Origin of the sequence: Olivibacter sp. LS-1, assembly GCF_008245145.1 — a bacterium.
GTDB classification, from domain to species: domain Bacteria; phylum Bacteroidota; class Bacteroidia; order Sphingobacteriales; family Sphingobacteriaceae; genus Olivibacter; species Olivibacter oleidegradans.
Map to the genome: position 1 here is coordinate 1,568,717 of NZ_CP041643.1, position 14,332 is coordinate 1,583,048.

Sequence of the window (14,332 nt, forward strand, 5' to 3'; positions counted from 1 at the left end):
GTAATGACGTAGCCGTTGCATGAAATACTAATTTCATTAACTTTGTAAGGTTTGAGTTTAATTTAATTTGTTTAAGTTCTTCGAATCATTGGCTCAAGCATGTGCGTCTTCTGACTGCCATCAGAAGACGCTTTTTTATGAAGCCTTTCTAGGTAATCTTTACGGTTTCATCGTGTTCATTTTTTTGTTTAACATCGGTTTCTTTGTTTTATTGAATGATAATTTGTTTGACACCGTTAACAGTCTCGATCCGGCAATTGAGCTTATAGAAGGATAGAATCTCCAAAACCTTGGACGCATGTGTATTGCGGTATACCTCGCCTGATAAGGTAATTTCCGGCTTTTTGCCTTTAAAGACGACTTCTACATCATACCAACGGGATAGCTGCCGCATCACCATGCCGATATCTGCCCGGTTAAAGCTGAATTTGCCGTTCTTCCAAGCTACCGCATCCGAAACATCTGCTTGTTTTACGGATAAGTGGCTTTGGCGGTCGAGCGCTGCCTGTTGCCCGGGCCGGAGCATGACAGTCTTGTGCTCGGCGGTTTCGGCTACGCGAACAGAACCTTCTATTAATGTGGTTTTCACCACCGGTTCATCCAGGTAGCTGTTGATATTAAATTGCGTACCTAAGACTTCGACGATTTGCCCTTTGGATTCGACGCGAAAGGGACGTGTCGCATCTTTCGCCACCTCAAAATAGGCTTCGCCTTCTAACTTTACCAGTCGCTCTCCCAAGTTGCCGTTAATGGCGTAGGTTATGCTGGAAGCCGCATTTAGCCACACCTTGGTACCATCAGGCAGCACTAAATGATATTGCCCGCCCCGTGGGGTACGCATGGTATTGAACCGGGGTATGGTTGCGTCGCTTGTATTGGCTCCGCCGAGTTGATAAACCAATTCCCCATCCACATTTTTGAAGATGGCATGTGTACCCTCTTGCGCAATTTCCCCATTCGGACTGCCGTCTAATATGATTTCTTTGCCATTGGCTAGCTTAAGGATGGCCCGGTTTCTGCCCGGTGCGATATCGGGTTGACTTGCTATGGTAGCGGTTTTGCTACTACTTTTAAATCGGTCAGATGGCTTAAATTGATAATACATACCCACTGTTAGTAGCAGCACAGCGGCAACGGCTGCGGCATAGCGATACCAAGGGGCTATTCGCCGAATCGGGGATCTCCTCAAGCGATTTCTTATGTCGATTATATCTTCTTCTACCTGCTCTTTAGCAGGTTCTTCTGCTTGGATATCCAATTGCCCATACCATTGTTCCACCCGCATACGCTCCTCCGGCGTGCATTCGCCGGCGAGGTAGCGTTTCAACAGTTTCTTAATGTCTTCGTGTTCCTCCATGTGTACTGCGGGGTTGCTTTTAGGGGATAGTACCTTAAGTCTTCCCTTGGGCGTAAGAGAAAATTAATTTTATTCTTTCAAGTAAATAATGTTGGCTACGGGGCGTTGCCCCTCATGGTCGAACTGCTTGTTATCACTGGGATGATTGACGACACCATTTGCCGTTGCTCCTTTCACGTAGAGCGTGCTGCTTCCTCCGCCATCTACGTTCATCGCATGTTTTGCGCCTAACCAGCGTAGCGTTTGGGTTAATTCGCTCAAATTCATGCCCGCGGCTTGGTTGTTTCGACCGTCTACTACCAGAAAGATTAGTTTGTTCTTGCGGGTAATGGCTACCGCGCTACGGGGATGACGGTTGGTGTTAAAGGGATTGTTGGCAAGTGCCGCATCCTGTCCGCGGTGGATTAATAGAGGTCCGGATAGGAGGATATTCGGTTTACTGCTCTGTTCATAGTTTACGGCTGAATCTGGTTGTATTTCAATGGCTTTTTTATCGATCAATAGGATCGCATTGGCACGGTCCGTTTTCTTTTTGGTGGTATTTACCACGTGGTTATCCACCTTTACATAATCCCAGGAACCGCCATTTTTCATATCAAAAAAACCACCATTGATAGCCACCAAAGCGCCCGCTTCCGTGGCAAATTCGGAGGTTTTTTTCAGCTCTTTTGGATCAGCTGCGAGGTGGATGTTCTTTCGGTGTTTTTTCAGGTCGATCTCCACGAGGTTGATTTCCTGCTGGCTTCCAAAGAGTTTTTCAAAATGGCCCTGTTTCCAGGTGACGCCTTTTTTGATGGGAATAATTTTCCATTCTTTATTAAGTACGGCAACGGAATCTGCGGATTGTCCGAAGACGAGAAGTTGGCTAAGGAGCAGGAAGCTGAGTAGGATAGGTGCTGTTTTTTTGTTCATATCGCGTTTTTATAGAGATAGTACTGCAACAGCGCCTTAGGGCGTAAAAGAAAATAAAAAATTTAAGAGCCTGTTTAAATTTGTATTATAAAATTTGTTATAGGCTATTTTTGAGTGAACCAAGGCAAATTTAGCAGGGATAGCAGGAAGCCTATCTCGATAAATTTAACGCAGGTGCAGCCAAAAAGGGCATAAGAAAATGATTAGATAAATTCTAAACGGGCTCTAAGGAAGGAGGAAATAGGCGAGGGAGAGCAGGGTTCCAAATTTGGGTCGGAGTACCTTTAGCGCATTGTTCACATGTTTTTTTACGGTGGTTTCTGAAAGGCCGAGTTCCTGGGCAATTTCCTTGTGGGAGAGATGGGATTGACGGCTCATACGAAAGACTTCCTGCATTTTTTCGGGTAAGCGTACGATTTCGTTTTCGATCAATTGGCCGAGTTCTTTCTCCCGTACCAGGTAGTCTGCCGTGGTATTGTCGTGTGTATTCACCGCTGCGAGGGATTCAAAATAAACCGATTCCACTTTTTTATGAGCGATTAATTTAATAACGCGGTATCGCAGGGTGGCATAGAGATAGCCGGCTAAGGGGCTCTGGGGGCTTAGTGAGCTGCGGTTTTGCCAGAGTGCCGCGAAGACCTCTTGCAGCAGATCTTTGACTTCGTCCCGATTGTTCAATTTTTTACAGGCATGTGCATAAAGTGGCCGGGAGTAGCGTTCATAGATTTCTAAATAAGCCGCGTAGTCGTCTCGCAGCATGAGCCGTATCAATTCATGTTCATCATACGATTTATAAGACAGCTTCGCCATAGCAAGACTATAGATAACGGAGCCAAAATTATCAAAAGGCTATCAAGTTTATAGTTATGGCAATATTAATAAAACTTTAAAGTTTTTTAAATTTTCTTTTCAAGATGTAGGAAAGTATTAGCTATACAGTTGGGTCGTTTTTGCCATGGCTTCGTGTAAAGTGTGTCTTATGACGATTGACAATGTGTATTTTTAATATGAAAAATCGTGCGTGCGATTGTTCTTTTGTTGCCTATTTACAGTAGGACTAAACAAGCTATATTTATAACATGATACAGAATTAAAAGTCACTCTAAATTATAAACCGTTTAAATTATGTTAGGTCGCATTAAACTTCATTTGTATAGCGGTGAATTCTCAAACCGACTCAGACGTAGACATCAAGTTTTATGGCAGGAGGCGGAGCCGCTCAAAAAATTATGGTTAACAAAGAACAATTCTATTGATGATTGGCGTGATGAGAACTTGTGGCAAAGACGACTAAGTAATAAACTCAATGCTAAAGAATTTGCACAACTACATGGAGCTAAGACATCAGCTCTTTATTGGAAAGGCCGTGATGTTGAACGCATAGACTTTGCTTCACTTCCTGCTCAATATGTGATCCGTCCTACTTTCGGGAGTGGGTGCACGGGAGTCTTTTTAATGGATAATGGATTCAATTTATTTGATAACAAGTATTATTCTGAACAGGAAATTGTTGCTATACTGAGGAAAAATGTAAAAGAGCTACCCAATCAATGCATTTTAGTTGAAGAGTTTTTAACGAACGAAGCAGGAAAACATGTCATCCCGACCGATTATAAATTTTTTTGCTTTAATGGAAAAATTGCTGGCTTGAGCGTTATCAATCGGCAAGGGCCTCACGATGGAACAAGTGCTTTTTTTAACGAACATTGGATTCCGATGGAGCCACTAACTATATCTTACCCATATCCTTATAAGTTCGGACAAAGCAAACCAAAATGCTTCGAAGAAATGGTTGAGCAAGTGAAAAAACTGAGTAAGCTCTACGGAATATTTGTACGGATAGACTTTTACGCGACTTCAAATGGCCCTGTATTCGGTGAGTTTACGCCGACACCGGGCTTAGGGAGGGGATTCACCAAATATGCCGAAAAATTGTTCACGTTATATTGGGACGAGCACTGCCCAGGTCAAATTTAATATAGGCGATTGATAAGTACCGGCTCTTTTGCACCGGGCATCGTAGATATTAAGTGTGGAGTTAGAAAGTTTATGACACTTTTTCATGAAACTCCGGTGCTCCCTTTCCCATTGATAGAGGCTCCCCATGAAAGATACCTTTTAAATGCTTCAGCGACAAGGATTCCCATTCGTATACTTGTAAGTTGTTGACTTCAAGTTCCTTTGTGATGGGATTTTCGGAAATAATATGATCGTTTTCTAATGCAATATATCTAAAAGTTCCTGTACAGTCAGTCTGCACATCGGTTTCCAGTAGGAAACCTAATGATTCTAACGTTAAACACATAAGGGGCGGTATTGATAACTAGTTAGTTACAAAAGCTATACCAAGCTTCGCTCTTTCCTATGGATTTAACAATTTTTATGTTTTTAAAAGAACGTTTTTGGTTTGTTCGAAAGAAAAAAGCTCCAGTTTTCACTAGAGCTCTGAACAATTAGACTAATATGAAGTATGTACATTAAAGTGAACACTTGTACACGATGAATGTTTGGAAAAATAATTGTTTTTTTTACGTTTTTATCGGTCTGCTGATAACGAGAAAAAACCTTGAAGAAAGGCTATGTAGCCTCTTCAAGGTTTTCGAAATCTGAAATATTAATATCCCGGATTTTGGGTTAAATTATTGTTTCCGGAAATAGCCTGTGTGGGTACCGGGAACCGTTTCAGGTGATCAGATTGCGAGGCTTGATGATCCCACCAGTTTTCGGTGGTGAACATATTCCAACGGATCAGATCTGTACGTCTGCGACCTTCGCCCAGAAACTCGATACTCCACTCATCTAAAAAGCGGTATTTATCGAAATTATCGACACGTACCGGATTGGGATCCACCCCGTTCTCGAAGTTGCGCCTCCGTACGGTATTGATGAGTTCGGCAGCACCGGCCAGATCTCCGCTGCGCCATTTGCATTCGGCCAGTATATAATACACTTCGGTCAGTCGCAAAACCGGATTATCCGCTCCCCAACGCAAGGTGTTTTCGGCTAAAGTGGGAATGGGCACTTTTACTAATCGAATACCGGTATTCTCCTCGCCCTCCGACATTTTAGAAGGAAGCTGAGAAATACCGCTGTACTTTTTGCCTGGACCAACCTCGCTGAAACGCCCCACTTGGTCGCGTAGCACCAGTGCTTTATCTTTATACTCCTGGGTACCGACAATTACACCGCCATCAGGTTTCAGTTGCGGCCCGTTCAGAAACATTCCTTCGTAATTGCCGCTCCCTAAGTAATGGTAGGGTCTTTTGCGAAGATCAGCTGCATCAAATTTTTCAAATGGTGAACCCAGTTTCCACTCATTTTTATATAAGCTGGAATCGGGGCGCCGGGACGGGCTTAAATGCGTGCCGTTGTCGGCCCCCATATCCTGATCAAAATATTGTCGGCTGTTATAATGATAGAAATTGCCGTAAAACCAATCGTACTGTAGCTTGTTGAACTCGGAAGGGATGGACCAGATGATTTCAGGCGATTCATTGTTTTTAAAGCTGTGTGGGCCATACCAGGTCGGATCGAGCTGGTAAGAGCCGTATTGACCATCGATAATAGCCTGTGCTAGTTGCTGGGCTTCGGCGTACATAGGTTTACCAATGTAGGCCTCGGCGTTAAAATAGAGTTGGGTTAGCATCATGGCTGCGGCCGCTTGCTTCAACTCACCTGCTTCCTTCTGTCCGGCTTCCTTCTTGGGCAAAGTCTCCATAGCCGTTTTTAATAATTGTTCAATGTGATTGAAGACCTCCTGATCGGTATTGCGCGGTAAACTCTCTCCTTCCAGGTTATTGAAGATAGGCATTCCTCCAAAATAGTCTAGGCCGCGTAAGTAGAAATAGGCAATCAGCGTATTAAGCTGGTTTACGTGGGATGTCTGATCTTCCGGTGTCAAAGCAAATTTGGTATAGTCCAACTTCTCCAAATCGCTGCGTGCATCCAACGCCAAGGCGATGCCCATCAATGTACCACGCCAGGTTCCCCAGATCCATCCTTCATCAGGCGTCCACGTGTGGTAATGAAAACGTTCATTCGTACCGCCATTGTACCAGTGGGGTCCTTTCGTTGTAATGGCAAAATTGTCAGCTGTTTGTTCCTGTAACTGCCAGCGGTCTTCACCCATATACCAGCGGGCGTGGGTAAACGGACGGTTGAGGGCGGCCAGAATGTCCTTTTCACTCTTGAAAAAGGTTTCAGGAGTGACCTGGCTATAAAATTCCTGATCGAGCTTGGTGCAACTGCCTAGCAGTACCAACAGCGATAATAAGGTATATGTGAAAAGCTTGTTCATCATTGCATTTGTTAAAGGTTAAAAACTCGCCTGTAAACCGAACATAAAGGTGCGCGTGCGTGGGTACACATCGAGCTCCTCAAATCCGGGTGCTAAGCCGTTGATATTGATTTCGGGATCAAGACCGCTGTATTTGGTGAAAACGAAGAGATCTCGTCCGGTTGCATACACACGGATATTTTTAAATGGGCCGATCCATTTTTTATTAAAAGTATAACCCAAACTAATGGCATCTACCTTTAGGAAGTTTCCGTTTTCGAGCCAGTAATCGCTCAATTGTTTTTCACCTTTTACATTGGCAAGTTCATCATAAGCGCTTTTCAATACATTCCTACCGGTCACATTAGCTATGCCATAGTACATTTTGGTCATGTTAAACACATCATAGCCTAACCAACTGCGGAGATAGATGCTGGCGTCCCAATTTTTATAGGATATGGCATGATTCCAAGATAACTGTAATTTCGGGATACCATTGCCGATGAAGCGTTTATCATCGAGTTTTTTATCACTTGCCGGAATGACTTCGTTGTTTTTGTTATATAACAGCCATTGACCATCGTCGGTGAAGCCTGCAAATTGCCAGATATAGAATTGGCCAATCGCTTCACCGGGATAAAGGCGTACTGCAGTACCCGGAGATCCAGGTGCGGGGAAGTTTTTATCGTCCATAAAGGTCTGGCTGCCCCAGAGTGTGCGCAAGTTACTTTTATTATGAGAGGCCACAAGGGAAGTAGTGTAAGTCCAATCGTTCTTGTTTACTACATTGTAATTTAATTCAAACTCGAAACCTTGGTTTTCCATGCTGCCCACGTTCATGGTTGTTTTATCATGGATGGCGGGCGGTTGTGATACACTGATTTCATAAATCAGATTGTCTATAACCCGCTTATAGTAGTCGAACCGACCACTTAATTTATTATTCAGAATGGTGAAATCCATTCCGACATTATATTCTTTTTTGATTTCCCAACGGATATTCGGGTTTTGGTTGTGTTTAACACCAAAAGTACGGTTCCAGTTTCCGGCGAACGGCCACCAGGTGTCGGCCGAATACATCCGGGTTGATACCTCGGCACCGAAACCTTCGTTGCCGGTTTCACCGTAACCAGCGCGGATCTTGATGTCGTCAATAAAAGAAAGCTTACGCATGAAAGGTTCCTCGCTGAGTCGCCAACCTGCCGATACACCGGGGAAGGTGCCCCAGCGATTTCCGGGAGCGAATTTGGAAGAGCCCTCGTGACGGAGATTGGCTGTGATGATATAACGATCTTTGAACGAATAATTAACGCGTCCGAAGAAAGCGGCCAGTTTAACCCATGGGTCCTTCCAAGAGCCTAAACCCGCACGGCCATCAGCCAGCCAGGTACCTGAACCCATATCGTGTTCTTCCAGCCCATCAACCGGAAAGTTGGAGTTTTCCGCCCAGAACCCCTGTCCGTTGAAGTCCTGATAACTGTAACCGGCTACCGCGGTGATCTGATGGTTTTCGAAACGCTTGCTATAGTTTACTGTCCACTCGACTATACGGTCTTGCCAACGTTTGTATTCTTGTTTGGCATAGCCATCCACATTTTGTTCACGCGAGACACGGTGCTGCGCCGAACGGAAGAAGCTGGGATGTTCGCTGTTGTTTTTGATACCCACCATAGCGGTTGTATAAAGGTCTTCCGTCAGGTTTACTTTTAAGGTGGCATTGGCCAGTAGGTAGCGATATTGATTTTGTTTTTTACGTAACATCACTTCTGCCAAGGGATTCCAGGTATTATAGCCTCCGGTTAAGACATTATAGCCAGAGGGATCCGATGGGTCGTATGGTGAGATAGTGGGGTCTAAGCCAATGGCGATATTATAGAGGCTGTTGTTTTCATCACGGAAGTTGCCTGGCGCACTGTTCCCGGGGAAATCGGCATCTACTTGATTGTAACTGGCATTGGTGCTCAATTCCGCACGTCCATCGAAGAATTTGAAATTGGTATTGACCCTTCCACCAATTTCCCCGCGTTGCGAACCAATTGATATACCTTTGGCGTCGCGTTTGAAAAAGGTGGTGTATACATTGGCGTTTTCGGAACCACCACTTACATTTACCACTTGGCGGTGACTGAAGGGATTTTTATTTGTGATGACGTCATACCAGTCGGTACGAGCGCCATTGTCTTCTCCAAGGCCATGGGCAAGGTATTCTTCTGCTGAAAGGACATCGGGTCGTTTACGAACACTTTCAATAAAATACTCCGATGTAAAGTTAACGGTTGCCTTACCGGGTTGTGGTCGCTTGGTAGTAACCAAAATCACGCCACCGGAGGCTCGTGTACCGTAGATTGCAGCAGCCGATGCATCTCGAAGTACGTTAATGGATTCAATATCTTCTTTGGCAACGGAATTGATATCGCCCCCGGGAACACCGTCAATAACGACTAAAGGTCCTTGTGAGGCCTTGACCGAATTGACACCACGGAGCTGAATGGAAACGCTGGCGTTCGGATCAGAGCCATTATTGGAAGCGATGTTTAGACCTGGAACCTTTCCCTGAATGGCCAGTAGTGGCGATACCGTACCGGCAACCAAATCACGCTGCTTTAAGTTGGATACTGCGCTGGTAAGCTCACGTTTATCCAACGAGCCATAACCAACCACCACCACTTCTTCCAAGTTGTTTGCATCTTCTTGTAATTGAATGTTTAGATTTTGCTGATCGGTAACAGCAACTTCTTTGGTAATGTAACCAAGCGATGAAATAACGAGGGTTACCGGTACCTGGGGTAAGGCGAGCTCAAAGAGCCCATCTTGATTGGTTGATGTACCTCCCTGCATGCCTTTAATTTTAATACTGGCACCGATCAGTGGCATTGTTCCGTTTACATTCGTGATCTTTCCACGGATCGTCCGCTGCTGAAGCGATGTTTCATAAGCTGACCGAATAACCGGTCGGGCAGCTGCATAAAGGCTTTCCCTAGCCACTGCGCAGCTGAGAATGGGAATGCTGCATAGCGCAATCCATTTGCTGTGTTTTGTCATAAATTTAAGATTTGTTTTGTGTTTATAATGATGTTTAACTAATGGGCACCAAGTTGTTATTCTTCGTAATATGCAATAGAAAATGCTTGAAATCGGTTAAAGGGTCGGTTACAAATGAGGTAATTCGTCGGTTTTTCATTTCGTTCTAAAAAGCTTGGTTAGCTAGCTTACATATGTTGATTCGCTACGAATAGTTTCTTTTTGTTCCTAATTCGATTTAGCAAATGTTTTGCAATATTACGAATTATTTCTTTTTGCCGAGGATAAGGTGTGCCTCTAATCAAATTCCCATATCATTTTTACATTAGCGATCAGTATGAGAAGAGGTTAGGACCTTATGTATATCGATTGGTTAATGCCTCCGGATCCGCTGCCTTAAAATGAAAAACGCCCAGCTTTTGGGGATGCTTGGACGTTTTTCTATTTTTAATCAACCTAAACCTTACTAATAACTAATCAAAGCTTGTGCCAAAAGAAGAATCGCTTTTGTAACAGATTTGTAGCAATCTGCTGTCGGCGATCAGCCATCGGCAGTCAGCTTTGGTTTATGTTAGTCTACTTGCCAGTAGGCAGGTGTCACTGTCACTGCTACTACTTCACTACTTCCAAATACCGTCCGAGCCAGTACGGGAGTAACCAAATATCACCCGCACTAAACTCTTCCGTTCCGTTGCTATCTTCATCCAAAATAAAGGTTGTTCGATTATGTCGGTGGACGGGGCGCTCTTTGGGCGAAAGAACGGCATCCGTGCTTTGATTCATAAAATTCTCCTCCAAGTGCCTGATATCTTTTCGGACACTGTTCGTCACTTGCCAGTTGATCAGATCCAAGGGGAATTCGCGCAAAAACCATAGGGATGCATCCCTGTCAAAGTTCTTTTCGCCAACCATAGCAGCGAAGAAATTCCACAGCGCATCTTTTTCCGGTCGTTCGAATTCCCAGTGATCCAGAATTGCTTTTCGAAAATTATTCTTTAATGTATCATTTAAGGCATAGCGATACAAGCCCCAATAGCCTAAAAAATACATCTCATCGTCGGAGTGATTCCACCTTTCAGAAAGCATCTTGCTATAATCATCAGCTTTTTCATCGGCTTGTCCAATACCTTTCATCGGCCGCATCAGGTTTTCATAGTATCCGTGCCTGTCCATTAATTCCCACGCCTTATCTCGGTATTTTTCTTTTTTAGTGAAGTAATAGGCTGATTGTAACATGGATATGATGTTGGACGAGTTTAATTTTCGATCGCCTATGTTTGTCGGAAATTGATTGACATAAGCGGGGTTCCACTTCCCCCACAACGTCGGCTTTCCGTCATGGTCGACAAGATAAAGATCGTTAGCCACAATATGCGACATCAGGGAATCCATCAGTGTAACGGCTTTTTCTTTCACCCAAGGGTCGTTTACCACCTCGGCCAGCACCGAAAAAACAAAAAGATGACCGATTGCCTCATCACTACTGGTAGTGGATTTCCAGCTCCACCGACCATCAGGCGCATCCAACCAAACCTTGCTATCGGCAAGATCTGTCTTGTGACCGATTCGTTCGAATGATCGTGATGGAAAGCCTTTTAAAGGATTCACGCTATAAAGGCGCTCCATGGCCAATAAAGATTCGCGGCAATTCAGCAAGGCATCGGAATCTTTGGTCGTAGCGTAACGGAAGGCCTCCGCTGCCAGATACATAGACGTCCATAAACCGTCATTATCAGAATCGGACAAAATGCCTGTTCGTAAATTTCCTTCCTTCAAGCCTTTCAGTGTTGCATTCAAACCGTATCGAATATGCCGCTCGCGCACTTGTTTGTCATAATAGGCGGCTTTCTCTTCCAAGCTCATTGCTTTATGGTGCAAGCGGGCCAAACCTTTGTTCGTAGCTATTAACACCGTTGATTCCGGCCCTTTGGCAAGCGAATATACCGTGTCGCCGGGCAACCAGCGGCCACTTTGATAATAATCAAAAGCCCCATTCTCCTGTTGCCTAAAGGCCCCGTGCATCGATCCAAACCAAAGCGTTCCATCGACATACTGAACTGTGTTCACCGGTTGCGCCGGCAGCCGATCATCCCAGTTGCGTTGCTGTATCATCCTCACTTGTCCATCCGTTGACTTTTCTATACTGAATAGGCTATACCGATCTGATTTGGCAAGGACCAGTAGTTTTCCGGTTTCATTAAGCGTAAAGCAGCTAAAATCACTCCCCCGATAAACGGTGTGTACCTGCTTGTTTTGTAAACTATAATTATATAGGGCCTGATTACTGAGCATCCAAAAAAGCTGATTTCGCGTGTCATAGTGTACGGCTTTAATTTTATCATCTACGCGAGCATTTGCGAGCACTTTTCCATCCATCGCATAACATCTGATCTGTTGCCCATCGGTCAGAAAAACGTTTCCCGTTTCGTCCATTTCCAAAAATTTTGCCTTTGGCAAGTGATGTTTAAATAAACAGGTTCCTGCCCAGGCATTGCTATAAACCAGTTGGTTGGTCAGGTACACAAAATTGTTTTGATATAGGATGATATCTCTAAAAGTTTCCAAGGAGTCGTAACGATACGTGATGTCGGCCGATAGCCTGCCTGGAAAGAGCAATTTGCCATCAAAAGGTTTTAATAAACGACCTGCCTGCAAAAATTGAATCCGCCCATTTCGATCACTCAAAACTTTCGCATTATTCGTTTTTCGATCATGGGTGTAATATTTTATGGCATATTCCTGTTTGAACCGATCCTGGGCAATAGCCGTTCGCCATCCAAAAGGTTGAAGAGCCAAACATAGAAGCAACACTTGGTAAATCTTCTTTTTATTTAATATCATCGGGAGAAATTTTTAAATACTTTATTGATTTTTTATCGCTTGTCACATGGTAAGAATAGCTGAGGTGGATAAAGCCATCGGTCGATTGGACGATTGACGGGTAAGAACAGGAAAGTTTTTTCTTGTCGTCTGCTTCAAGCGGGGTGCTGAGTTTCCAGGAAGTGCCTTCGTCCTCGGATAAATACAAACTGAGTTGATAGCGTCCATCATCCACATCGTTACCTACCAATAGCCACCGCCCATCGAGCAAGCGAATGACCTCCACACTGGCGGTATTGGGAATCTCCGTTTTTCTTGCTACCGTCCATGTTTCACCGCCATCCATCGAGATGCTTTGTTGAATTCGTGCGGGTGCATCCCCGCTGTCGCGCATATAAGCTATAATATCGCCCTGTTTCCGTCTTATTAATGCGGGTTGGATGTTTCCCCGGCCCGCGATAGGTTTACTTGGTCGCCAACTTTTTCCATCGTCTTCGGATATGGCGATGAGAGAGCAGTTAAAGCCATCGGAATATAAAGGCAACAATATTTTATGGTCGGCCAATAGCAGGGGTTTAATGCGTGTCATCCAACCGAAGCTACGTTTGGCGGGATCTTGTGCATTGGTTACGATCATTTCATCATAACGTGGTGCGTAGGCTGCCCAGCCATGTTGTTGATCGGACAACATCGATAACTTCTCCTTAAGTTCCTGCACAAAACTGCTATCGGGTTTTAAGAGTATATTGTCCTGCCAGCCCCAGTTGGGGGCCGCACTACCTTCATATTTATCAGCTACGCGATAACGCAAGATCGACTGCTCCCAACGGTTCGCCTGTACGGCAATCCACGCGAGATACAACTGCTTTTTGTGATTCAAGAACAATACAGGATTGCAATCCGGGATACCTTTCGTATCGGCCATTAGAAAAGGCGTGGACCAAGTTTTGCTTCCTGCGCGCTTTCTGGATCCCATAATGCAAACATCATCGGCCCCTCGTTCTCCACTGCCATAAAACCAGGCAGCCAATACATCTCCGTTCGGTAAAACGGCCAAACTACTACCATGGACATGTTTTGCCTGCAAAGGAAAAATCAGGGTCGCTTCCGCCACTTTAGGTTGTGCTCGAAGCGTTATACTGAATAATAAAAAGATCGCATAAAAAATGAAATGATGTCGCATCATATGCAGGTTTGTCTTAAGTTAGCACCTTCACCAATCGGATGCTCATTATATCATACGTGGCAATATTCAAATCGGGCTACTTGAAATCAAAATTTTAGGATTGACGCAGATTGAGGTTTATTAAGCGCAAAATGCGTCACCAAGGAGGAGCTTTCACCGATAATTTCGTTGAACAATCAAATTAAACAGCTTATGTCAACGGACCTACATGTAACGCTCCTGCAGCAGGTGAAGCAGGGCGACAACAATGCCTTCAATCAATTGTACAAAGCCTACAAACTGGATGCTTTTAAATTTGCCATGCATATGCTTCGCGATACGGAAGAAGCAGAAAATATGGTGCATGATCTCTTTACCAAGATCTGGCATAACAAAAACAGGATAAAGCCCGAACAGAACTTCCGTTCCTTTTTATTTACTTGCCTGCGTAATCTCGTGCTCGACCACATCAAGCGCGAAAAACGAAATCGCATTGCTTTTCAATCCTATATCAACGAAAGTTGCCAAAAAGAGGACCCCATTGGTGTAAGGGAGCGGCGTTATCGTATGATCCAAACCGCGATGAATGCCTTAAGCGATAAACGACGGGAAATTATTTATATGTGTTTTGTAGATGGTAAATCCTATCAGGAAATAGCGGACAGTTATTCCATCTCCAAGAATACGGTCAAAAATCAGCTGGTAAAAGCAAAGCAGTTATTACGCGATCAGCTAAAACCTAAAATGCTCATTGCTTAACGTTAATATTATATTAACAAAA

General features: G+C 44.3%; 10 protein-coding genes. 2 read left to right on the forward strand and 8 right to left on the reverse strand.

Annotated features, from left to right (window positions below):
• Positions 1-208 precede the first annotated feature (208 nt).
• The 3 genes from FKG96_RS06395 to FKG96_RS06405 all read right to left on the reverse strand — a co-directional run bounded on the left by FKG96_RS06395 (position 209) and on the right by FKG96_RS06405 (position 3,079).
• Positions 209-1,357 carry a FecR family protein gene (locus FKG96_RS06395; RefSeq protein WP_130856095.1) on the reverse strand — a complete coding sequence of 383 codons (1,149 nt, stop codon included), beginning with the start codon at positions 1,355-1,357 and terminating at the stop codon, positions 209-211.
• Positions 1,358-1,426: 69 nt separating this feature from the next.
• Complete coding sequence (locus FKG96_RS06400) at positions 1,427-2,269, reverse strand: phosphodiester glycosidase family protein (RefSeq protein ID WP_130856096.1); 843 nt, start codon at positions 2,267-2,269, stop codon at positions 1,427-1,429.
• A 225-nt stretch (positions 2,270-2,494) separates the two neighbouring features.
• Positions 2,495-3,079, reverse strand: coding sequence for an RNA polymerase sigma factor (locus tag FKG96_RS06405; RefSeq protein WP_013665173.1), 585 nt, complete (start codon positions 3,077-3,079; stop codon positions 2,495-2,497).
• A gap of 315 nt (positions 3,080-3,394) precedes the next feature.
• Between FKG96_RS06405 and FKG96_RS06410 the strand changes: the two genes are divergently transcribed.
• A complete protein-coding gene (locus tag FKG96_RS06410; RefSeq protein ID WP_130856097.1) occupies positions 3,395-4,246 on the forward strand; it encodes an ATP-grasp fold amidoligase family protein in 852 nt (283 codons plus the stop codon).
• Positions 4,247-4,316: 70 nt separating this feature from the next.
• Here FKG96_RS06410 and FKG96_RS06415 read toward each other — a convergent pair whose 3' ends face one another.
• The 5 genes from FKG96_RS06415 to FKG96_RS06435 form a co-directional block, all read right to left on the reverse strand.
• Entirely contained in the window at positions 4,317-4,574 is a 258-nt protein-coding gene (locus FKG96_RS06415) for a hypothetical protein (protein ID WP_130856098.1), read from the reverse strand.
• A 309-nt stretch (positions 4,575-4,883) separates the two neighbouring features.
• Positions 4,884-6,569 (reverse strand): RagB/SusD family nutrient uptake outer membrane protein, encoded by a 1,686-nt coding sequence (locus FKG96_RS06420; protein ID WP_242627190.1) that lies wholly within the window; start codon positions 6,567-6,569, stop codon positions 4,884-4,886.
• 15 nt (positions 6,570-6,584) lie between these two features.
• Entirely contained in the window at positions 6,585-9,587 is a 3,003-nt protein-coding gene (locus FKG96_RS06425) for a SusC/RagA family TonB-linked outer membrane protein (RefSeq protein ID WP_130856099.1), read from the reverse strand.
• A 591-nt stretch (positions 9,588-10,178) separates the two neighbouring features.
• Positions 10,179-12,407: a hypothetical protein gene (locus FKG96_RS06430; protein WP_130856100.1), complete on the reverse strand. Its 2,229-nt coding sequence runs from the start codon at positions 12,405-12,407 to the stop codon at positions 10,179-10,181.
• On the reverse strand, positions 12,394-13,572 hold the full coding sequence (locus FKG96_RS06435; protein ID WP_242627191.1) for an exo-alpha-sialidase: 1,179 nt from the start codon (positions 13,570-13,572) through the stop codon (positions 12,394-12,396). Before FKG96_RS06435 ends, FKG96_RS06430 begins: the two co-directional genes overlap by 14 nt.
• Positions 13,573-13,764: 192 nt before the next feature.
• Between FKG96_RS06435 and FKG96_RS06440 the strand changes: the two genes are divergently transcribed.
• The gene (locus FKG96_RS06440; RefSeq protein WP_130856101.1) at positions 13,765-14,310 is read left to right on the forward strand and encodes an RNA polymerase sigma factor; all 546 of its coding nucleotides are present in this window, start codon (positions 13,765-13,767) and stop codon (positions 14,308-14,310) included.
• Positions 14,311-14,332: the final 22 nt, after the last annotated feature.